Here is a 21,970-nt window from a genome sequence, read left to right as displayed (position 1 = left end):
TTCTATTCTCTACCTCTCCAGTACATTACTCATGCACTCAAAAATCCTCATTCTCGATTTCGGCTCCCAAGTCACCCAGCTGATCGCGCGCCGCGTGCGCGACTCCGGCGTGTTCTCGGAAGTGTACCCGTATGACGTCAGCGACGAGTTCGTGCGCAACTACGGCGCCGCCGGCGTGATCCTGTCGGGCAGCCACAGCTCGACCCTGGAAGGCGACGCCCCGCGCGCGCCGGACGCCGTGTTCGAACTGGGCGTGCCGGTGCTGGGAATCTGCTACGGCATGCAGACCATGGCGGCCCAGCTGGGCGGCAAGGTCGAGAACGGCCTGGTGCGCGAATTCGGCTACGCCGAAGTGCGCGCCCGCAGCCACACCAAACTGCTCGACGGCATCAACGACTTCGTCACCGACGAAGGCCACGGCATGCTGAAAGTATGGATGAGCCACGGCGACAAGGTGCTGGAGATGCCGCCAGGCTTCGTGCTGATGGGCAACACCCCGAGCTGCCCGATCGCCGCCATGGCCAACGAAGAGCAGCGATACTACGGCGTGCAGTGGCATCCGGAAGTGACCCACACGGTGCAGGGCAAGGCCATGCTGGGCCGCTTCGTGCACGAGATCTGCGGCTGCAAATCGGACTGGAACATGCCCGACTACATCTCGGAAGCGGTCGAGAAAATCCGCGCCCAGGTGGGCGCCGATGAGGTGATCCTGGGCCTGTCCGGCGGCGTCGATTCGTCGGTGGCCGCGGCGCTGATCCACCGCGCCATCGGCGACCAGCTGACCTGCGTGTTCGTCGACCACGGCCTGCTGCGCCTGGACGAGGGCAAGATGGTGATGGACATGTTCGCCAAGAACCTGGGCGTCAAAGTGATCCGCGTCGATGCCGAAGACCAGTTCATGGGCCACCTGGCCGGCGTCGCCGATCCTGAGCAGAAGCGCAAGATCATCGGCCGCGAATTTGTCGAAGTGTTCAATGCCGAATCGGGCAAGCTGGTCAACGCCAAGTGGCTGGCGCAAGGCACCATCTACCCGGATGTGATCGAATCGGCCGGCAAGGGCAAGAAGGGCCAGACCATCAAGAGCCACCACAATGTGGGCGGCCTGCCGGAACACATGAAGCTGTCGCTGCTGGAGCCGCTGCGCGAACTGTTCAAGGACGAAGTGCGCAAGCTGGGCGTGGCGCTGGGCCTGCCGCATGACATGGTCTACCGTCACCCGTTCCCGGGTCCGGGCCTGGGCGTGCGCATCCTCGGCGAAGTGCGGAAGGACTTCGCCGACCTGCTGCGCCGCGCCGACGCGATCTTCATCGAAGAGCTGCGCAACACCCCGTACGAGCCGGTGGTGGTGCCAGGTTTCGACCAGGACAGCGTGCCGGCCAACTGGTACGAGGCGACGTCGCAAGCGTTCGCCGTGTTCCTGCCGGTGAAATCGGTGGGCGTGATGGGCGACGGCCGCACCTACGAATACGTGGTGGCCTTGCGCGCCGTGCAGACGCAGGACTTCATGACCGCGCACTGGGCGCACCTGCCGCACGCGCTGCTGGGCAAGGTGTCGAACCGCATTATCAATGAAGTGCGCGGCATCAACCGCGTGGTCTACGATATCTCGGGCAAGCCGCCCGCGACCATCGAGTGGGAGTGAGGCGACATTCTAACTCCCTGATTTTATTGACTTAAGCTAATGCCATTGATGATTGCTGCCGCATCATCAATGGCATTTCTCATAATAAGGCGTGAGCGCTTATGCTGTGGCGGCCGCAATACCATTACAGTTCGTGGTTGAATGTCATGGTATCGCTCGCCTCATAATTCCGGAGCGGTTCAATTAGCCTCCTATGGTTTGATTGGCTTTAAATCCCGATTTCCAAAACCAGCAATGAATGAGTCAGTTTTTCAGGCGTGAAATCAAACGTTTGATTTGGATCCGATCTTCTGCTAAACAATGGAAAAACGATACCTTGAATTGAGTGCCAAAGGCGCGGCTAACTCGTCCGTCAGGGACCTGCGTCGCTACATGCTCAAAAGCGGGGTTGAAGCGGCGAATGTCCCAACCGGTCTGAGCAAATACATTTTCGGCGTTGACGCTATCTGGCCCCGCCAATGCTAGTTCGGCGACGTAAATCGTATCAGTGATTGGATCTCGGCCGAACGCTGGACCATCGAACGTAAGATAGAGATCCAATGTTGGTCGGAAGTGCGGTAAGCCGCCGCCTAAGGTGTGGGGTACTTGTACAAAGCCATCTGTATCAAGTTCCGCTATGGCTTCTTCTAGTTCTCTCTCGGAAACCCCCGCGAAGGTCGCCTTAAGCTCTTCCAGGTTGACGTGATTGCATTGCCCATCGGAACAGCTCTCAGCTACCCAAACGCCAATCTTCCGCGCCAGCAGCGAAAGTCGAAGGTCAAGTGCCATAAGGTTTTTCGGATCGTCAGGATTGCTCATCGGCTTCGTAGTTATGGGCCATAGCGGATATTCGAGTATCGTTGGAGAAGGAGAGCCGCCCAACCAGGTATCCAGGTTGTCGATCACCTTTTGGCTTATCGCGGCAAACTGCCGAATGTCCTCGCCGACGAGATTTACAGTCTCTCCAACTTTTGCGTCGCCCGCGTGGATTGCGAATTTGCTATCCACAACCCCAAGGTTATGTCCTATGACGTGGCGTTTTTGGATGTTGAGCTGCAGCGCATCCATCTCATCTGTTGTGAGGCCATCAAAGGGATTAAGCCCCAGTTCTTCGAATCGTTTGAGCGCCTTCTCGACATTCTGAAAGTCATTGCCAACCTTCGGAAGCGGACTCGTGCCAGCCAGCGATTTCCCGTGGAGATAGACCGCTTTTAACGTTGCTTCATGAGCAGTAAGCACGTCCTCGTGCGCGTTACCTAAAAGGCGGTATGCAAGTTCTTCCTTGTCCACACTAATTTCTTCTGCCAGGGATACCTGATCGCTGACCAATTCGGTTTCACGTACAAAGTGAAGCCTTAAATTCGGTGCGCCGCAATCGGGGCAGAAGAGGCCGATTGCAAAAACACAGTAGTCGCGTCCGCAATGATCGCAAATTAATTCGCGCATAAGGTCCTGTCGCCCGAAGCGTAGTTTGGGCTTTGGGGAGCTACGTTGAACGCTTGTTTTGACCTCTATAAAACTGTTGCTGGAGGAGCTGCTCTTGAATGCATTTTTGAGCATTTCTGCCACGGCATCTTGGACATCCTGCGCGGCATCATGTTTCACCATTTCAACTGCGGCTTTGACATCGTCAGGGTGTATAAATGCGTCATCGTCAGCGACTGTGCCGCTATACGGACAAACCGTTTGTTTGCTTCTCGGCTCAAGCTTCATGCGTGCACGAAGTGCATCAGTCACTTCAATGTCCGCAACCACGCCACCAAGCACAAAATGACGGGGATGTGCATGCTCGTTGGGTGAAAGACGGTAAACTCGACCGCTGGGGGTGCGCGGTGCCGGATAGCTAAGCTTCATGTTGTTGCTGGTCCCGCCGGTACGATAGCGATTAAGTCGAGGGAATTTCATTGATCGATGTCGCCCTTGTGAGATTTAGGATCGAATTTCTAATCTATAAAAGAAGGGGAGCGCTAGCTCCCCTTCCTTTCAATAATGGTGGCGGCACGAAATGATGATTAATTCCTCATCATGCACTTCGTAAACTAGCCGGTTAGTTTCGTCAATTCTTCTCGACCAGCAGCCACCAAGACTATGTTTCAATGCTTCAGGTTTACCAAGACCAACAAAAGGATCCCTGAGTGTGGCCTGGATCAGATCGTTAATGCGTTTGAGGGTTTTCTTATCTTGCGTTTGCCAGTAGATGTAGCTTTCCCAAGCCTCATCCGTGAACTTCAAGTTGCGCATGTTGCGGTTCCTCTGCGTCGGAAATGTTGATTAATTCCCGATGCTTCGCTTGGCCTGAACGCGCCTGAACGATGGATTTGGCAAGGTGAGCCGCATTAGTTGGCGAATTCAGCAGATGCACAGTTTCCATGAGGCTGCTGTAATGATCGAAGGACATGACGACTGCATCTGGCGCGTCTCTACGCGAGATAATGGTTACGTCAGCATCCTCAACCACTTGGTCGATAACAGCTCGAAGGCTGTTGCGAGCATCGGAAAAGTTGATGATTCTCATTTGTTACTCCGTTCTTTCAATACTTATCAGTGTCAGTGTCAGTAGTCGTTGTCAGTATCAGTATCAGTATCAGTAGTCGTTGTCAGTATCAGCAGTAGTTGTCGGTATCAGCAGTAGTCGTCAGTGTCAGCAGTAGGTGTCGGTATCAGCGGAAAACTTGAACGGTATTAACATGTACGATAAGTCGTACATGTGCAAGTATATCGCAAATTTCGCGGATGGCAAGCTTATGGTTGGCGATGAGCGAGGGGCACAGCGGTTCGCTCTTGTCGAAGCCAAGATATTAAAGTTGCTAGTTCTGCTATTTCTCTGTAATCTGCTCAAGACTGATTCGGGGTAGTTCAGTGGGAGAACTCTCGGCTCCGGACCGAGATGGCGCTGGTTCGATTCCAGCCCCCGAACCCAAGTAAAGGACCATGGACTAGTGCGGAACTCTGATAGCGACGATGCGCCTCTTGGCAACGGGGCGGTAAATCCTGGATATGCAGCAAGCCAGTTAGCGAAGGCGCTGCTGGCGAGTGAGCAAACCGCCAATGCGGAACTGGCTGAAAGAGCAGCGGACCGCGTGACACATTGGCACAATATCCTTTCTAACATCCTTAGTGGTGCTGCGTATTACGGCACCCGGACACCCTTACCGGATACGCCGGCGTGGGCGACGTTGGAGGTAGCTACGGGAGGATTTGCGACTGGGCTGCTCCTCGCTGGCGGACCGCTTGAGGTTTATGAAAAGGACCTGATTGAGCGCTTGTCAATTCCTGACAACGAAGAGGCCAGGCTCAGGCTCAACGCATATTTTCTGACGGACCAGGGCATGGCTGAGCTGATGTCATGGCTTGATAGCGGTCGCTACTCGATCCGCTATCCTGAGGAAGGCGCGTTGCTTGTCGTTGCATGGATGTGCAAGGGGGGACATGCGGAAGCGGCACGCCAGATTCTCAGCGCAATTTCTCCGTTCTTCCCAACATTGCGCTTTTATCCGGTGCCAGACTTTCGCTCGCATCGATTCGACGCGGGAGCGTTCGTACAAGATGTTGCTGCGACGCGTGAACAGCTTCGCCGAATTTTCCCACATGCGGCTATATTGGCGCAGCGCCATTCGGTGCAGGTGTGGGCACCGCTGCATGACCGCCTGCTCGCGTTGTTTGCCGAAACGATGTCTTCTGACGACTGGCCATGTCAGGTCTGTCCGCTTGGGTGGGCAGAACGTGCCGCAAAGCTGCTAGCGGAATTCGATGAATTGGCAAACAGCAGTAAGGTGGTATCGAAATATCGTAAGGCAGGCAGCCATTATGTCCAGTTGCGTGACTACCTTCGGAATTGCATTGTTTCGTTTGCAGCGCTTTCCGCGAAGGATTTGGGCCGCATACGTCACATTTACCGTTGCAGCGTCGCCAAACGCGGACATCCGCTGTCGATGAAAAACGTGGAGGTCCGCCGCCGACAATGCGCCGAAGTCGCGGCACCGTTGTACTCGGAGATCGCCCATCTTGTGGAGCAGCGGTTGCGGCCTCTTAACCAGGACGATGGCCTGGACAATCCGGATCTCTGCAAGACTGCAGTGACTGAAGACGAGGCCACAGTAACGGTTCCAGCGGGTACTGCGCTACCAAAGTCGGTATTGCGCAAGATTGATCGCTGCATGAAGGAGTCCATAGAAGAACTGATTCGCCGTGGTTTGATTTCTTCTAGTGAGATGATGGCTGGTGTGTTGCCTCAACTTACGTCTGGGTTGCACGGATTGGGGATCGAGGATTCAGGACTGCGGCAGCTCTACGCATCCATCTATCGCGCATTCCGGCGACGCCGTTCCCTGCTGCTGTTAAACCTCGAAAGCCAGGTACGCCTGGGTGAGTTGCCTTGGGTGAGTGCTATCGACGGTTTCCGTCGCAAGGACCTTTCTGATGCTGCAGCAGCGCGCCAAGCCTTGGAGCAAGTCGTCCTTCTTGCACTGGAATATTTTCCGCACGCGATTTTGCCAAACAGACTAGTACGTGAAATGGCCGAGCTTGCGAGACGGGCTGGCGTGGTGATTCCTCTTGTCGAGGAATTGGCAACCGATATTTTCATGGGCACGTTCGGCCCAAAGTTTACCGACGCGGCCAAGCTGGCGGCCAGCATGCTGCAAGGCTCGCTGTATGAGGACTATTATCAGTTTGATGCAGCGAAGATCACCAGTCTTCAGAGCAGCAACGCGAGCGCGGCGTCTGTCTGGCCATGGGGGAAGCGGGAGGTAAAGCAGGATTTTGCTCAGCTTTGCGCCCAACGTGCTGGGGTGTCGCTCGGGCAACGGCGGCCGGCTTCGAACGGTATGATCATTGAACAGCAGCAGATCCTGACAACACAAAATTTAGCAGCATTGATCGTTGGTTTGGATTTAAGAGGCTCATTGGAGGGACGCTTCGCGGGTATGGCTCAATCCTGCTTCCGATGGATAGCGTCCCGTAACCAGATGAAGGTGGACGATTGGCATGCGCAACTTATCCTCATCAAGAATTCGGCTTATGCATGGCGTCAAATGGTCTTTTATTTGTCCATGCTGCCGGAAGCAGATATGGCGTCAGCGCTGGGCTGGATGGAGAAGTATTTTGAAAAGCAGTCGGAGCAATTCCAATTACGCTTCCAAACTGTATTTGATGGGCTTAGAGCGTGCGTGCAAGGAATGCCTCAAAATCTGCAAGTGCATGAGCCAGGTGGGCCATTCCTTGGCTGGTCTGAAAAGCGGCATTGGCTTATGGGGTGAGGCTAACACTTGCAATTTTGTCTCATTAGCAGGAAGTTCAGGGGTTAAGTGTCTGTAAGATTCTGAGTATGGTATTTTTCATGGCATGGCGTGCGTGTAATTTACTAAGTAATTGATTGTTATGATGTATTTTCCTTTGTTGATGATAGAGTGGGAGTGGTGCCATAGCCGGCAGCCGCTGGCGCTGCCTGGCAAACGGATGAGAAAAAGCCCCTGATGTTCAGGGGCTTTTTCTTTTTGAGCGCGCGTTATCTGACAGGGCAGGCGTGGTTTTTGGCGCGCCGCAGCATGAATACTTCTTTACAAATTTCTGCATTAGTCTAAAGTCACCGTAAATGATAACGCTATCTTGCAGGCGTTAAGCGGTGCCACTCAAATACAATGCCTATTGCGCTGTGGTTGGCGCAATTTATTATAACTGCGATGTTAGCGCTAACTTATTGGAGATCTGGATGGAAAGTACCCGCTGGGTAGTGATGGGTGTCAGTGGTTGCGGCAAGAGCACGGTGGGCCAGGCGCTGGCCGGCGCGCTGGCCGTGTCCTACGTCGAGGGCGACCAGTTCCACCCGCCGGCGAACGTGGCCAAGATGTCGGCCGGCATCGCGCTGGACGACGCCGACCGCCACGACTGGCTGCAGACCCTGGCCGGGCAGGTGCACGGCGCGCGGCTGCAGAACATCGGCCTGGTGCTGGGCTGCTCGGCGCTGAAGCGCAAATACCGCGACCAGCTGCGCCTGGCCGATCCGGCGCTGCGCTTCGCCCACCTGAACGGTGCGCGCGAATTGATCGCCGACCGCCTGCAGGCGCGGGTCGGCCACTACATGCCGCTGTCGCTGCTGGACAGCCAAATGCAGGACCTGGAACCGCTGCAGGAGGACGAGGCCGGCATCACGCTGGACATCGCGGATGCGCCGGAAACGCTGGTGGGGCATATCCTCGCCAGCAAAATCAGTATTTGACAGTGACCGAATACCGCCTGGCTTGACGGGTCGGGCAGCGTTGCATGCAGTGCGTAGCGGAGCCGTCAGAAATTCCGCGCGTTGACCATTACCTTATAAAAATAGTGCAGGAGACTAGAATGCGTACACGTAACAAAATCATGAGCCTGGCCGTGGCCAGCGCTTGCTGCTGGATCGCCATGCCAGCTTACGCGCAGCAAGCCGCTGCCGCCACGCCTGCCGCCCCCGGCGACCAGACCCCGCCCAACGCCGACGCGAATGCCGAGGCCGCGCCGGTGCCGACGGTGGTGACCGTGTCCGGCTCGCGCATCGCCTCGCGCGGCTTCACCCAGCCTACGCCGACCACCGTGCTGAACGCGGACGACCTGGCCAAGAACGCCCAGCCGAACATCTTCAACACCATCGCCGAACTGCCGGCGCTGCAGGGCAGCACCGGCCGCACCACCAGCACCAATAGCACCTCCAGCGGTATCCAGGGCTTGAGCTCGCTGAGCCTGCGCGGCCTGGGCCCGATCCGCACGTTGACCCTGCTGGACGGTCAGCGCGTGGTGGGCGCCAACGTCACCGGCGTGACCGACGTCAGCCAGTTCCCGCAACTACTGGTCAAGCGGGTCGACGTGGTTACCGGCGGCGCCTCGGCGTCCTACGGTTCGGACGCGATCGGCGGCGTCGTCAACTTCGTCACCGACAAGAAATTCGAAGGTTTCAAGGCCAACGTCGAAGGCGGCCAGACCACCTACCGCGACGACCGCAACGGCACCGTGCAGGCGGCCTGGGGCAAGGGCTTCATGGACGGCCGCCTGCACGTCGCAGTCAGCGGCGAGTTCGGCCGCGAGAAGGGCATCGATTCGCCCGGGTTCGGCGAAGTCGGCCCCAACGGCCGCAGCTGGTACAAGAACACCGCCTACCAGATCCGTCCGCTGGCGCAGACCAACGACGGCAAGCCGCAATACACCGTCATCGACCATGCCCAGCAATACCAGTACGCCAAGTACGGCCTGATCACCAACGGCCCGCTGCAGGGCACGGCCTTCGGTCCCGGCGGCGTACCCTACCAGTTCAACTACGGTGGCGGCGGCAAGCCGACCGGCACCGGCGCGGTGACCGGCTGCGTCAACCCCTTCTGCGTCGGCGGCGACCTGAGCGGCAGCGTCGGCGCCGGCACCAACCTGGCGATGGACCTGAAACGCCAGGTGGCCTACACCCGCGTCGGCTTCGACATCAATCCCGACCACGAGATCTACCTGACCACCAACTTCGGCAAAGTCGAATCGGTGTTCTCGCCGAACCCGGGCGCGGCCAAGAACGCCAACCTGACGATCCAGTGCGACAATCCGTTCCTGCCGGCGTCCATCGTGGCTGCCTGCGCCGCCAACAAGATCACCAGCTTCCAGTACGGCACGGCCAACGCCGAATTCCCGCGCAACATCAACGTCCATCCGACCCGCCAGATGGAACGCGTGGTGCTTGGCGCCGAAGGCCGCTTCCAGCTGGCCGGCAAGGAATGGTCGTATGACGCCTACGCCGAATATGGCCGGAACAAGACCGACATCATCGTCCACGACATCTCGCTCAACGCGCGCTACAACGCCGCCATCGACGCGGTGCGCGGCCCGAACGGCAACATCGTCTGCCGCAACCCGGTCGCGGCGGCTTCCGGCTGCGTGCCGCTGAACATCATCGGCGACGTGCCGGCCGACCCGGCGGCGATGGCCTACATCGAACCGGCCATGGGCCCGCAACAGCACACCAGGCAAACCCAGCAGGTCGCCAGTTTCAACTTGCACGGCGAACCGTTTGAGTCGTGGGCCGGTCCTATCGCCGTGGCGACCGGCGCCGAGTACCGCCGCGAACACTACAGCGTGACCGGCGACCCTTACGGCAACGGCGTCTCCGCAGGCAGCCCGAACACGCCGGACTATCCGGCCGACCCGCTGCTGAACACGGCGGTGGGCAACAACTGGTACGCCGGCAACTATCACAACGCCTCGGGCACCTACGACGTCAAGGAAGCCTACGTCGAGCTGAACGTTCCGATGCTCAAGTCCGCCACCTTCGGCGAGGTCAACCTGAACGTGGCCGACCGCCGCACCAGGTACAGCACCTCCGGCAGCGTGGAAAGCTGGAAGATCGGCGGCAGCTGGAAGACCCCGGTCGACGGCCTGAGCTTCCGCGCGGTGACCTCGAAAGACGTGCGGGCACCGAACTTGAGCGAACTGTACGCGGCCGCGGTGGTGGTGAACAACGTGGTCAGCTACCAGGGCAACACCATCACGGTCCAGCAGCGCACGGTCGGCAATACCAATCTGCGTCCCGAGATCGCCCGCAACACCGTGCTCGGCGCGGTGCTGAACCAGCCGAAGTGGCTGCCTGGCTTCAGCGCCTCGGTCGACTACTTCGACATCAAGGTCGACGGCGTGATTTCGACCCTGACGGCGCAGCAGGAAGTCGACCTGTGCGTGGCCGGCAACCAGGAGATCTGCTCGGCGATGGTGCTCAACAGCCCCAACAGCACCAACAACTACGTGACGGTGCAGGCGTTCAACCTGGCATCGCTGCGCAACAAGGGCTACGACATCGAGGCGGCCTACCGCATGAACCTGAAGGACTTCGGCCTGCCGGGCCGCCTGACCTTCCGCGCGCTGGCCACCCGCACCATCAGCTTCCTGACCGATCCTGGCGTGGTGGGGACGATCCCGTCTGAAGGCGCCGGCAACAATCTGGGCGGCACGCCGACGTGGAAGGGCCTGGCATCGCAAGCGTGGGACACCGACAAGTTCGGCCTGATGCTGACCGAACGCTGGATCAGCAAAGGCGTCTACAGCAACGAGTTCATCGAGTGCCAGACCAATTGCCCGGTGTCGACCACGATACACCCGACCATCTTCAACAACCAGATGAAGGGCGCGTTCTACGTCGACCTCGGTGGCAGCTACAAGGTCAACGCGAAGACCACCGCCTACTTCAAGATCGACAACATCGGCAACGTCGATCCGGCGGCGGCGCCTCAGGCCAACCTGAGCTTCGCCATCAACCCGACGCTGTACGACGTGTTGGGACGTGTGTACCGCGCTGGCGTGCGTTACAGCTTCTAAGCCATCCTGGGCGATGCGCATGACTAATCTAACTATGAGTCTCGCCCTGGTGGCCGCGGCTGCGGCTCTGTGCGCGCAGCCGGTCGTCCATGCCGCACAAGCCGCGTCGACGTCCGCCTACCAGAGCATGCCGGACGACCCGCGCGCCGTGAAAGTGCAGGCCAAGGGCGACGGCGTGGCCGACGACACCGACGCGATCCAGCGCGCCGTCACCAGCGCCGCCAACAAAGGTGAGGGCGGCGTAGTGTTCCTGCCATCGGGCCGCTATCGCATTTCCCGTTCAATCCTGGTGCCGCTATCGGTGCGCCTGTACGGCGTCGGCCGGACGCGGCCGGTGTTCGTGCTCGGCGCGCGCACGCCGGGCTTCCAGCAGGGCGTCGGCAACATGATCGTGTTCACCGGCGGCGACCAGTACACGGTGGGCAAGGTGCCGGTGCCGGTGGCCAGCGCCGTACCGTTCAGCGACCAGGTGCGCGACGCCAATTCGTCGACGTTTTATTCGGCGCTCAGCAACGTCGATTTCGAGATCGGCGACGGCAATCCCGCCGCGGCGGCGGTGCGGCTGCGCACGGCGCAGCACTCCTACCTGAGCCACATCGACTTTCATATCGGTTCCGGCCTGGCCGGCATCTACCAGGTCGGCAACGAGAGTTTCGACCTGAAGTTCTACGGCGGACGCTACGGCATCCTCTCCGAAAAGACTTCACCGGCGTGGCAATACACGCTGATGGATGCGACCTTCGAAGGCCAGCGCGATGCCGCCATCCGCGAGCACGAAGCGGGACTCACGCTGATCAACACCACCATCCGCAACACGCCGGTAGGCATCGAGATCGACCGCGGCTACGGCGACTGGCTGTGGGGCAAGGACGTGCGCTTCGAGAATGTGTCGAAGGCGGCGGTGGTCATCAGCAACGAGGGCAACGTCTACACGCAGATCGGCTTTGACCACGCAGTGGCCCGCAACACGCCGGTGTTCGCACGCTTCCGCGACAGCGGCAAGACCATCGCCGGCGCCGGCGCCGCCTACGCGGTCAGGGAATTCAGCTACGGCCTGGCGTTGCCCGGCCAGGGCAGCAGCGGCCAGTTCGCCACCAGCATCAAGATGGAAGCGCTGAAAGCCTTGCCGGCCGCGCCGCGCCAGGTCATGCGCGCGCTGCCGCCAAGTACCGAATGGGCCAACGTACACGGCTTCGGCGCGCTCGGCGACGGCCAGACCGACGATACGGCCGCGATCCAGAAAGCCATCGACAGCAAGCGCGTGGTGTACCTGCCGCTGGGCTTCTATATCGTCAACGACACCATCCGCATGAAGCCGGACACGGTGCTCATCGGACTGCACCCAGGCCTGACGCAGCTGGTGCTGCCGAACGGCTCGCCGCTGTACGCCGGCGTCGATGGCCCGAAAGCGCTGCTGGAAAGCGCCAGGGGCGGCGACGCCATCGTCACCGGCTTTGGCCTGGCCACCGGCGAAGTCAACCCGCGCGCGACGGCGCTGCTGTGGAAGGCGGGCGCCGATTCGCTGGTCGACGACATCCGCATCCAGGGCGGCCACGGCACGCGGCTGTACGACGGCACGCGCCGCGATCCCTACCAGAAGCGGGCCGACTTCGACCCGGCCGCGCACTGGGACCGCCAGTACCCGAGCATCTGGGTGACCGACGGCGGCGGCGGCACCTTCGTCGGTTGCTGGACACCAAGCACCTTCGCACAGGCGGGCTTCTACGTGTCGGACACCAAGACGCCGGGCAAGGTCTACGAACTGTCGGCCGAACACCACATCCGCGCCGAGATCGTGCTCGATGGCGTGGAAAACTGGGAATTCCTGGCGCCGCAAACCGAAGAGGAAGTGCGCGATGGCATGGACTCGGTGTCGCTGGAGATCCGCAATTCGAAGAACCTGCTGTTCGCCAATTACCATGCCTATCGCGTCACGCGTTCCATCAAGCCGGCGCCATCGGCGGTCAAGTTGAGTAATTCCAGCGGCATCCGCTTCCGCAACGTGCACGTCAACGGCGAGAGCGGCTACGCCACCTGCGACGACAACGGCTGCGACACCTATCTGCGCGTCACCAAGTACCCGTATGAGAACGCGCTGCAGGATGTCACCCGCAAGCTGGAAGTTCGCGAGCGCGAGTTCGCTTCGCTCGATATCGGCGCCGCCGGTCCCGCCGCCGCCGCCGATGCGGGCGTCGGCGTCGGCGCCGGCGTCAAGATCGACAAGCTTGAAGGCGATTTCTATTCGATCGCCGGCGCGGCGGTTGACGCCAAAGGCAAACTCTATTTTGTCGATCGCCGTTTCCAGCGCATCTACAGCTGGTCCAGGGCAGAGGGCCTGCTGGTGGTGCGCGACGCGCCGCTGGACGCCGTCAACCTGGCCTTCGACCGGAGCGGCGCGCTGATGGTGCTGTCCTCGCACGGCGCGGAAGGCACGGTCTACTCGTTCCACCCGGATCAGCCGGCCGGCCCGCTGACACTGATCAAGCCGACGCCGGTCGCCGCCCACGCCGGCGCCCGAACCGTGGTGCCGGTCAACTTCTGGCAGAACGGCGAGTTTCGCGACCAGCTGAACCCGGACACCTACGAGTTCACCACGCTGGCTGAAATGTTCGCCCGCGATGTCGCGCTGCCGAAGCAGCGCGAGTACGTGTCGCCGGATGGCAGCCTGGTGATGCCGGCCTACCGCGTGTTCCAGCAGGGACCGGCCAATCACCTCGGCCACCGCTTCTCCGACATGCTCGACACGCACGGCCTGGTGGCGGCCGGCGCCAACGGCCGCGTGGTGTTCACCAACGGCTCCGAGAACCGCACATACAGCGGCGTGATCGGGCAGGGCGGCGGCATCGGCGACTTGAAACAGGTCGCCAACCGGGGCGGCGAGAGCGTCGCCGTGGACCAGGCCGGCAACGTCTATGTCGCCAATGGCCAGGTGTTCGTCTACGCCCCGGACGGCAAGGAAATCGGCCGCATCGATGTGCCGGAACGTCCACTGCAATTGATCTTCGGCGGCGACGGCGATGGCACGCTGTTCATCCTGACCCACCATACCCTTTACGCTGCGGGAGGCTTCAATGTGCATTAACAAAGTCGGCTTGGCGCTGCTGCAGCTGTGCGCTGGGTGAGGGCGCATGCGGCGCAGTACAAGATCGATCCGAACGGCGGCCAGGCGCCGCAGGGCGTGCCGTCGCCGGCGCGATAGCTTGCCGTTCGAAGCGCCTGCGGATTTCGCCTACGTTGCGACCCCTCAGCACGGAATCAATACTTCCAGCGCATAGACTGCGCCCGTGACGATACCGGTCACGCGGCCATCGGGCAAGCGCTTGCCTTCCCACCAGACCTGAATGTCTTCGACATCGGAGCGTTGTATGGACACTTTGAACGTCGCGCAGCGAAATTCACGCGTGACCTTGATGCCGTCCCATTCCTTCGGCAGTTGCGGGCGCACCAGCAAGGCATCGCCGTCGCCGCACAGGCCGCACAGGCCTTCGATGAAGCAGCGGTAGGCCCACGACACGGTGCCGGTATTGAACAACTGGCTGGAGCGGCCGGCGGTACGCGGGTACTGGTGGTAGGCGCCGCGATAGTAATTCGGGATGAACACCGGCAGCTGGCCGCGCTGCAGGTAATCGGCTTCGCCCGGGCCGGGTATCATCTGGCGCAGCAGCCGGTAGGCGCGGTCGCTCTCGCCGATGGTGTACAGGCTGTAGATGTAGAACACGGCGGCGTGGTTGTAGACCGCGCCGTTCTCCGCCGAACCGGGATGCTTCTGCGTGACGCGGCCGACGTCCTCGCGCATGGCGCTGAACGGCGGCGCGAACATGGCCACGCCGTACGGTGTGGCCAACTGCTCCTCCACCTGCGCCAGCATCGATGCGCGCTGTTGCGCGCTGGCCGTACCGCCGAGGATCGCCCACGCCTGCGGATTGAGCCAGATGCGGCCCTCCACATCCTGGCTGATGCCGAAGCGGACATCGTCGTCGGTGATGCCGCGCGCGTACCAGTCGCCGTCCCACAGGTGCGTGTTGGCGGCGAGGTTGACGGCCTTGGCGCCGGCGCGGAAGCGGCCGGCGTCCACCGCCAGCGGCGAGGCGTCGCCGCGCTGCTCGCAAATCTCCGCCCACAAGTTCAGCGCGTAGGCGGTGGCCACTGTCAACCAGCCGGACACGCCGCGTCCCTTGTAGCCGACCATGTTCATCGGATCGCACCAGTCGCCCTGGGCGATGTAGCTCAGGCCGCGATGGTCGCGCGTCTGCAGCAGCCAGTCCATGGCGCTGCTCACGCGTTCGGCAACGGTGAGGGCGATGCCGTCCTCGTGGCCGGCCACGACCACGTCAAGCATGTCATAGTCGTTGGTTTCGTCGAGGTAGACCTTCAGCGCGACCGGCAGCCACACGCAATGGTCGGTGTGCGGCACCTGGTTGATGTATTTGAGCTCCGCCCCCTCGGCCAGCAGTATCCCGTCCGGCATGGCGCCGCTGGCTTCCTGCTGCGACAGCGCGTGCAGGAAGGCGTTGCGCATGATGCCGGGCTTGATGAAGCTCATGCCCATGTTGTCCTGCAGGTAGTTGCGGGTTTGCGGATCGGTGCTCAGGCGATTGACGTCGCCGTGGTAGAACACCTGGCGCGGCAGCCAGTGGTTGACGAAGTTGTCCAGTTCCTTGTCCGGCGTTTCGATCCGCAGGCATCCGCGTCCCCCGGCGATGTAGCGGGCGTAGTCGGCGCGGGCGGCGGCGAAGGCGTCGGCACCGAGATATTTTTCGCGCACGGCGCGGATCTCGGCGTCGTCGAGTGCCGGGCCGAAGATGAAGCGGTAGTCGTGCACCTCTGTGTCGGCCAACGCCAGGCGGTACTGCACCACGGCGGTCGGCGTCTCGTAGCGGGCGTCGCTGTTGCCCAGCTGTTCATCCTGCAGCGCGCTGGGATGGTGCAAGCCACCTTCGCCCTCGAACGCCATCTGCCGGACCTCCCACGCCACCGGCGCTTCCTCGCACAGGAAGTAGGTCTTGTCCTTGAAGTCCTTCTGCTTGAAGTAGTCGGCCACCTTTTGATACGGCGTGACGCAGCTGGCCACCACGCCGCCCAGGTCCGCGCGGTATTCGCCGGACTGGTTCATCCACGACATGTAGCCGATCGGGAAGTAGGGGTAGACGCTCAGCCTGCGCGGCCGGCCCGACAGGTTGGTTACCCGCAGCGACCACAGTTCCACCACGTCCTCCACCGGCAGGCTCAGATTGAGCTCGACCCGCACGCCCAGGTGCTCGATGGTCCACGACAGGTCGCTTTTGCCGACCGAGAAATTGTAGCGGTCCAGCGCCGCGCGCACCGGCTCGTACGGCGCCGAGAACAGTTGGCCGGTTTCCTCGTCCTTGATGTAGAAGAAGCGGCCCGGATGATGGGCGTAGTAGTTCTGCTCCGGCTGCATGAAGGTCTTGGCCTCCAGGTTGGGCGCGTAGGCATACTTGGCCGGTTCCGGCTGCATGAACTGCGCGGTGGCATAGCCGCGGCAGGTCACTTGTATCATCATCTTCTGGTTCCACAGGAAGCCGGCCGCGCGCGGCATCGCCGTCGGGCTGGTCAGTTCGTAGCGGTCGCCGTCGTGGGTAGGGCCTAACATTGAAACTCTCCGTTTAAGATTTGCGCGCATCCAGATCCGCCTGGATCTGAGCCAGCTTGCTGTTGTCGAGGTTATAGAAGAACATGACGGCCACCGCGCACACCGCGAACGCCGCCGGGATAAAGGACATCAGCCACACGATGCCGGCCTGCGAGCCGGACGTCTGCGCCACGTTGGCCACGTAGCCCAGCCGGGTGAATAACCAGCCGATGACGGCCACCGCCACGGCGGTGCCCAGCTTTTGCGAGAAGGTGGCGGCGGCGAAGGTCATCGCGGTGGCGCGGCGGCCGGTGCGCCACTCGTTGTAGTCGGCGGTATCGGCATACATCGAGAACGCCAGCGGCGATTTCGGTCCCAGCACCAGGCCGGTAGCGATCTGCAGCGCGAACATCAGCGTGACCTGGTCTTTCTGAACGAAGAAGAAGGCCAGCGACAGCAGGGCGGTGGTGCTCATCAAAATCATCATCAGCTTGCGCTTGTCGATGAAGCGCGTCAGGAACGGCGTCAGCGAGGCGCCGACCGCCGCCGAGATCATGTAGGCGGGGACGAAGCCCTGCATCAGCTCCGGCCGGCCGACCACGTACTTGAAGTAGTAGGCTGCGCTGGTGGTGCGCAGCGTGATGGTGATCATGATGATCAGCGCCAGGAAGAACAGCGCCACCCACGGCCGGTTGCGCGACAGGTCGCCGATGTCCTGCCAGACGTTGGACTGCTGCGTGGGCGCGGGCGCCACGCGTTCGCGCGTGTTGAGGAAGGTCGTCACGAACAGCGCGGACGCCAGCGCGCCCCACACCAGCATCGTCAACTGCCAGCCTAGTTTGTCGTCGCCGTGGCCCAGCCAGCGTACCAGCGCCGGCGTGGCCGCCGTCACCAAGGTGCCGCCGGCGAAGGCGAAGATGAAGCGCAGGCTGTTGACGGTTGAGCGCTCCTGCGGATCGGACGACAGTACGCCGGACAAGGCATTGTACGGAATGTTAATGCAGGTGTAGCAGACCATCATCAGCAGATAAGTACCGTAGGCCCAGGCGATCTTGCCGCCCTCGGACAGGTCGGGCGTAGTGTAGGTCAGGAAGGCGGCGCCGGCCAGCGGCAGCGGAACCCATATCAGGTAGGGCCGGAACTTGCCGAAGCGGGTGTTGGTGCGGTCGGCTACAGCGCCAATCAGCGGGTCGGTGAAAGCGTTGATGATCTTAATCGTGAATACCATCGACGCGGCGGCGGCGGCCGAGATGCCGAAGACGTCGGTGTAGAAAATCAGCAGGAAGGTGGCGATATTGGTCCAATAGAAATTGAAGCCCATATCGGCAATGCCGTAGCTGATCTTTTCACGCCAGGTCAGTAGTTTGTTCACGGTCGCTTTCAGCTAATGTTAGCGCTAACAATATTGGCCACAGTGTAGACTTTTGGCGGGATTTGTAAACAAGATTTGATGTTGCGCCGCAGCAGTGGGCTGGGATTTAATTCCTGGCAGGTTTGTTGATGGGCCTTTCATGGCAATGATCTGCGGCTTGTATTGCATGGAGAATGTGCGATAATTTCCGTGCGGATACATAATGGCGGCGCCAAGGCGGATGATGAAAGATCAATATTTAACAAAATTCAACCCATCTGCGCTTGCCCTGCCGGCGCTCGCGCTGTGTACGGCGGCCCTGCTGAGCGCATGCGGCGCGGGCGGCGCGGACAGCTCCGCCGAACCGCGTATGGTGCAGGGCGCGGCGCCGCTGGCAACCGGCTCGACCACGCTGCTACTGGATGCCGGCACGCTGCCGGCCGAAGATGCCCAGCGCATGGCGCTGCCGTCGTTCCACATGGCGCCGGTCGAACTGGAGGCGCCGGACGAGCATGCCGACAGCGCCACCGCGCCGGTGCACGCGCAGGCGGTCCGGACTGAGTTCCAGCATCTTTCGACGCGCCGCCTGACCATGCAGGCACTGCACGGCCGTCACGTGGAAGCCTTGCGCAGCCTGAGCCCGGAAGCGGCCGCGGCGCCGGCGGCCTCCGGCGGCGTGGTGGCGACCTACACGCCGGCCCAGATCCGCGCCGCCTATGGCTTGCCGGCGCTGCCGGCGGCCGGCAGCGCATTGACGGCGGCCCAGGCGGCCCAGCTGGGCGCCGGCCAGACCATCTACATCCTCGACGCCCAGCATGACCCCAACGTGGCCGCCGAACTGGCCGCGTTCAACACCAAATTCAGCCTGCCGGCCTGCACCACCAAGACCATCGCCCCCACGGCCCGCCTGCCGCTGGCCGCCGCCTCCGCCAGCGGCTGCGAACTGGTCGTGGTATACAGCACCGCCAGCGGCGCCATGACCGCGACCCAGCCCGCGTACGACGCCGGCTGGGCCAGCGAAATCACCCTCGACGTGCAGTGGGCGCACGCCACCGCGCCACTGGCCCGCATCGTGCTGATCGAAACCGCCGATGCCAGCTACACCAATCTGCTGGGCGGCGCCAAGCTGGCCAACGCGATGGGGCCGGGTATCGTCTCGATGAGTTTTGGCGGTTCTGAAAGCAGCGGTACCGCCGCCGTCAACAGCGTATTCGCCGCTCCCGGCATGACCTATCTGGCCGCCACCGGCGACTCCGGCGCGGCCGTGTCGTGGCCGGCGGTCGCGCCGCATGTGCTGGCGGTCGGTGGCACCACGCTCAGCTACAGTGGCAGCGGACCGCGTTCCGAAGTGGCCTGGTCCGGCACCGGCGGCGGCGTCAGCCTGTACACCGCCACGCCGAGTTACCAGACCAGCGCCGTGCCGGGCATGGGCACGCCCGCGCGCCGCACGGTGGCCGATGTCGCCTTCAATGCCAATCCATCTTCCGGCCAGTACGTGGCGATGATCGCACCCGGCAGCAGCACGGTGCGCTGGGGCAGCGTGGGCGGCACCAGCCTGTCGACGCCGCAGTGGGCCGGCTTGATCGCGGTGGCCAACGCCACCCGTGCACTGAACGGCAAGGCGGCCATGGGCACGCCGCACGCTGCCCTGTACGGCGGCATCGCCACCGTGCCGGGCAGCTACGCCTCCGCCTTTGCCGATATCACCGCCGGCAACCACGGCGGCTGCACTGCTTGCACCGCCAAGACCGGCTACGACCAGTTGACTGGCCTGGGTACGCCGAACGTTTCCAGCCTGTTGTCGACGCTGTCGGGCCTGACCGTCGCCGCCGCGCCGCAGGTGGGCTCGGCCAGCATCAAGGGCACGGTCGGGACCGCGTTGACGTTCACGATTTCCACCGTTGCGGCCAATCCTGTCGGCTACACGCTGACCGGGGCGCCGTCCGGCATGCGCGTCAGCGGCGCCGGCGTGGTCAGCTGGGCGGCGCCGGTGGCCGGGAGCTACGCCGTCACCGTGACCGCCAAGGACAGCAAGACCGGCCTCAGCGGGCAGGGCGTGTACAGCGTCGTCATCGCGCCGTTGTCGGCGCCGGTGCTGAGCTCGGGCACCATCAGCGGCAAGGCGGGCGTGGCGTTGTCGTTCTCGGCGGCGGCCAGCAATGCCAATCCGGTCAGCTACGCGCTGAGCGGCGCGCCATCCGGCATGGCGATCAGCGCCGCGGGCCTGGTCAGCTGGGCCAAGCCGGTGGCGGGTAGCTACACCGTCACCGTCACCGCCAAGGACGGCAAGACCGGCTTGAGCGGCCAGGCCAGGTACACGGTGCAAATCACCGCCGGCGGCCCGGTGATCACGGCGGCGGCCATGAGGGGCGTGGCGGGCAAGCCGATGACGGGTTTGATCAGCATCGTGGCCAATGGCGCCAGTTCGGTGTCGATCACGATCTCCGGGGTGCCGTTGGGCATGATGTTCCAGTCCAGCGGCATGAGCGTCATGCCGTACTGGAGCGCGCCAGTGGCCGGCAGCTATCAATTGAAGGTGGTGGTGACCGATAATGCCGGAGGCAGCGCCCAGCTGACGATCCCGGCGACGGTGACGGCGCGCTGATTGAAGTTAAAGACAACAAAAAAGCCGCTGCTCCGAAAGGACTAGCGGTTTTTTTTCGTCGCCATGATCCAGGCAACACGGAATGCATTCCTGTCAGCCGGCGATCCAGCCGCCACCCAGGGCCTTAAACAGGGACACGGTGGCCTGCAGGCGCTTCAGTTTCAGTATTCCCAACTCATTTTGCACGTCCGACAGGCTGCGCTGGGTATCGAGCACAGTCATCAAGTCTTCCGCCCCTGCCTTGTAGCGGATCTCCGACAGATTGTAGGCAAGACGCGTCTGTTCCAGTTCGTCCTGTTTTAGTTGACGCCGCTCGTCGAGACTTCTGATCTGCCCCAGCACGGTGTCGACTTCCGCCAGAGCCGCGAGCACGGTCGAGCGATACGCCTTGACCAGTTCCTGTTTTTGTTCAATGGCCAGATCCCGTTCGGTCCGCAGACGTCCTCCATCGAAAATCGGCGCCACCAGCGAAGCGCCGACATTGGCGAACAAATTCTGGCCACTGAGCAGCGAAAGCAGGGCACTGCTTTGCGTGCCAGTCGATCCGGTCAAGCGGATGCTGGGAAACAGCGCCGCGCGCGCTACTTCCACGTTGGCGCTGGCCGCGGCCAACCGCGCTTCCGAACGGCGAATATCGGGCCGCCGCGACAGCAGTTCGGACGGCAGGCCTGGCGTCACCTCGGGCAAGCGGATGGTGTCGAGTCCGTAGTTCCCGATCCGGAAGGTTTGCGCCGGTCGACCGAGCAAGATGGCCAACGCCGATTGCGCCTCGCGTTCCTGTTGCAGTAAATCGGGGATCGCGGCATGCTGGCTGGCGACCGCGGAGCGCTGGCGCGCCAGGTCGACCGAGGTGGCGGCGCCCACGCTGCGCTGCGCCTCGACCAGCGCCAGCACATGCTCGGCATTGCTCATGTTTTCGCGTGCGACGTCGAGGCGGTCGTGGAGGGACAGTACTTGCAGATAGGTCGACACAATTCCGCTCGTCACCGTCAAGGCGACGGTTTGCCGATCATAGAAATTGGCCCGCAGCGATGCCTCGGCCGCCGCGACGCCGGCCTTGTTCTTGCCCCAGAAGTCGATTTCGTAAGACACCTGCAACAGCCCGCTGGATGAGACATTGGCGTCGTGACGGCCGCCGAGCGGCAGATCCCGGGCGGCGCCGGCCGACGCATCGATCGAAGGCAGCAGGGCGACCCCGGCAATCCGTGCCTGGGCCTCCGCCTGGCGCACACGCGAGAGCGCGGCGGCCAGTTCCAGGTTGTCTTTTTGCCCCTCGCCCACCAACTGGCTCAGCTCGGCGCTGCCAAAGCCTTGCCACCAATGGGCGTCGGGCCATTCCTGGGCGCCCGCTTTCCCGCCCTGCGACCAGCCGGCCGGCAAGTCGAGCGCCGGCGGCGCCTCCGCCACGGGGATCGTATGCGCACAGCCTGCCAGCAGCGCGCCGGCCAGACACAGCGTCAGCGCGGAAAAGGGAACGCGGCGTTTCAT

The 21,970-nt window shown here is 62.0% G+C and carries 12 protein-coding genes and 1 tRNA gene; 7 read left to right on the top strand and 6 right to left on the bottom strand.

Annotated elements, in window-relative coordinates; translation table 11 throughout:
* The first annotated feature begins 31 nt into the window (after positions 1-31).
* Positions 32-1,642 carry a glutamine-hydrolyzing GMP synthase gene (guaA, locus tag AC1RMD_RS23535; protein ID WP_492929935.1) on the top strand — a complete coding sequence of 537 codons (1,611 nt, stop codon included), beginning with the start codon at positions 32-34 and terminating at the stop codon, positions 1,640-1,642.
* Between the two features lie 243 nt (positions 1,643-1,885).
* On the opposite strand, the gene AC1RMD_RS23530 is transcribed toward guaA, so the two are convergent.
* From AC1RMD_RS23530 to AC1RMD_RS23520, 3 genes are all read right to left on the bottom strand, one after another.
* Positions 1,886-3,526, bottom strand: a complete 1,641-nt coding sequence (locus AC1RMD_RS23530; protein ID WP_492929933.1) for a hypothetical protein — start codon at positions 3,524-3,526, stop codon at positions 1,886-1,888.
* Between the two features lie 78 nt (positions 3,527-3,604).
* Entirely contained in the window at positions 3,605-3,862 is a 258-nt protein-coding gene (locus AC1RMD_RS23525) for a Txe/YoeB family addiction module toxin (RefSeq protein WP_492929931.1), read from the bottom strand.
* Positions 3,837-4,136 (bottom strand): type II toxin-antitoxin system Phd/YefM family antitoxin, encoded by a 300-nt coding sequence (locus AC1RMD_RS23520; RefSeq protein WP_492929929.1) that lies wholly within the window; start codon positions 4,134-4,136, stop codon positions 3,837-3,839. Before AC1RMD_RS23520 ends, AC1RMD_RS23525 begins: the two co-directional genes overlap by 26 nt.
* Before the next feature lie 330 nt (positions 4,137-4,466).
* On the opposite strand from AC1RMD_RS23520, the gene AC1RMD_RS23515 reads away from it, so the two are divergent.
* The 5 genes from AC1RMD_RS23515 to AC1RMD_RS23495 all read left to right on the top strand — a co-directional run bounded on the left by AC1RMD_RS23515 (position 4,467) and on the right by AC1RMD_RS23495 (position 14,015).
* Positions 4,467-4,541, top strand: a tRNA-Arg gene (locus AC1RMD_RS23515).
* A 19-nt stretch (positions 4,542-4,560) separates the two neighbouring features.
* On the top strand, positions 4,561-6,879 hold the full coding sequence (locus tag AC1RMD_RS23510; protein ID WP_492929927.1) for a hypothetical protein: 2,319 nt from the start codon (positions 4,561-4,563) through the stop codon (positions 6,877-6,879).
* Positions 6,880-7,331: 452 nt separating this feature from the next.
* On the top strand, positions 7,332-7,838 hold the full coding sequence (locus AC1RMD_RS23505) for a gluconokinase (protein WP_492929925.1): 507 nt from the start codon (positions 7,332-7,334) through the stop codon (positions 7,836-7,838).
* A 119-nt stretch (positions 7,839-7,957) separates the two neighbouring features.
* Entirely contained in the window at positions 7,958-10,933 is a 2,976-nt protein-coding gene (locus AC1RMD_RS23500; RefSeq protein ID WP_492929923.1) for a TonB-dependent receptor plug domain-containing protein, read from the top strand.
* A gap of 19 nt (positions 10,934-10,952) precedes the next feature.
* A complete protein-coding gene (locus tag AC1RMD_RS23495) occupies positions 10,953-14,015 on the top strand; it encodes a glycosyl hydrolase family 28-related protein (protein ID WP_492929921.1) in 3,063 nt (1,020 codons plus the stop codon).
* A 162-nt stretch (positions 14,016-14,177) separates the two neighbouring features.
* Here the strand turns inward: AC1RMD_RS23495 and AC1RMD_RS23490 are convergent, their stop codons facing one another.
* Together AC1RMD_RS23490 and AC1RMD_RS23485 are read right to left on the bottom strand one after the other, a co-directional pair.
* Positions 14,178-16,547: a GH36-type glycosyl hydrolase domain-containing protein gene (locus AC1RMD_RS23490; protein WP_492929919.1), complete on the bottom strand. Its 2,370-nt coding sequence runs from the start codon at positions 16,545-16,547 to the stop codon at positions 14,178-14,180.
* A gap of 13 nt (positions 16,548-16,560) precedes the next feature.
* Entirely contained in the window at positions 16,561-17,898 is a 1,338-nt protein-coding gene (locus AC1RMD_RS23485) for an MFS transporter (protein ID WP_492929917.1), read from the bottom strand.
* 220 nt (positions 17,899-18,118) lie between these two features.
* Between AC1RMD_RS23485 and AC1RMD_RS23480 the strand changes: the two genes are divergently transcribed.
* Positions 18,119-20,482, top strand: coding sequence for a S53 family peptidase (locus tag AC1RMD_RS23480; protein ID WP_492929915.1), 2,364 nt, complete (start codon positions 18,119-18,121; stop codon positions 20,480-20,482).
* A 93-nt stretch (positions 20,483-20,575) separates the two neighbouring features.
* Here AC1RMD_RS23480 and AC1RMD_RS23475 read toward each other — a convergent pair whose 3' ends face one another.
* Positions 20,576-21,970, bottom strand: coding sequence for an efflux transporter outer membrane subunit (locus AC1RMD_RS23475; RefSeq protein WP_492929913.1), 1,395 nt, complete (start codon positions 21,968-21,970; stop codon positions 20,576-20,578).

The organism is Duganella sp. GW822-FHT06D06, assembly GCF_058799615.1.
This window is presented reverse-complemented; position numbering and strand designations above follow the sequence as displayed.

Bases quoted from the DNA above. Each gene is read 5' to 3' on its own strand.
- AC1RMD_RS23530 (WP_492929933.1), bottom strand. From the start codon at position 3,526: ATGAAATTCCCTCGACTTAATCGCTATCGTACCGGCGGGACCAGCAAC.
- AC1RMD_RS23520 (WP_492929929.1), bottom strand. From the start codon at position 4,136: ATGAGAATCATCAACTTTTCCGATGCTCGCAACAGCCTTCGAGCTGTT.
- AC1RMD_RS23525 (WP_492929931.1), bottom strand. From the start codon at position 3,862: ATGCGCAACTTGAAGTTCACGGATGAGGCTTGGGAAAGCTACATCTAC.
- AC1RMD_RS23495 (WP_492929921.1), top strand. From the start codon at position 10,953: ATGACTAATCTAACTATGAGTCTCGCCCTGGTGGCCGCGGCTGCGGCT.
- guaA (WP_492929935.1), top strand. From the start codon at position 32: ATGCACTCAAAAATCCTCATTCTCGATTTCGGCTCCCAAGTCACCCAG.
- AC1RMD_RS23480 (WP_492929915.1), top strand. From the start codon at position 18,119: ATGATGAAAGATCAATATTTAACAAAATTCAACCCATCTGCGCTTGCC.
- AC1RMD_RS23500 (WP_492929923.1), top strand. From the start codon at position 7,958: ATGCGTACACGTAACAAAATCATGAGCCTGGCCGTGGCCAGCGCTTGC.
- AC1RMD_RS23475 (WP_492929913.1), bottom strand. From the start codon at position 21,970: ATGAAACGCCGCGTTCCCTTTTCCGCGCTGACGCTGTGTCTGGCCGGC.
- AC1RMD_RS23505 (WP_492929925.1), top strand. From the start codon at position 7,332: ATGGAAAGTACCCGCTGGGTAGTGATGGGTGTCAGTGGTTGCGGCAAG.
- AC1RMD_RS23490 (WP_492929919.1), bottom strand. From the start codon at position 16,547: ATGTTAGGCCCTACCCACGACGGCGACCGCTACGAACTGACCAGCCCG.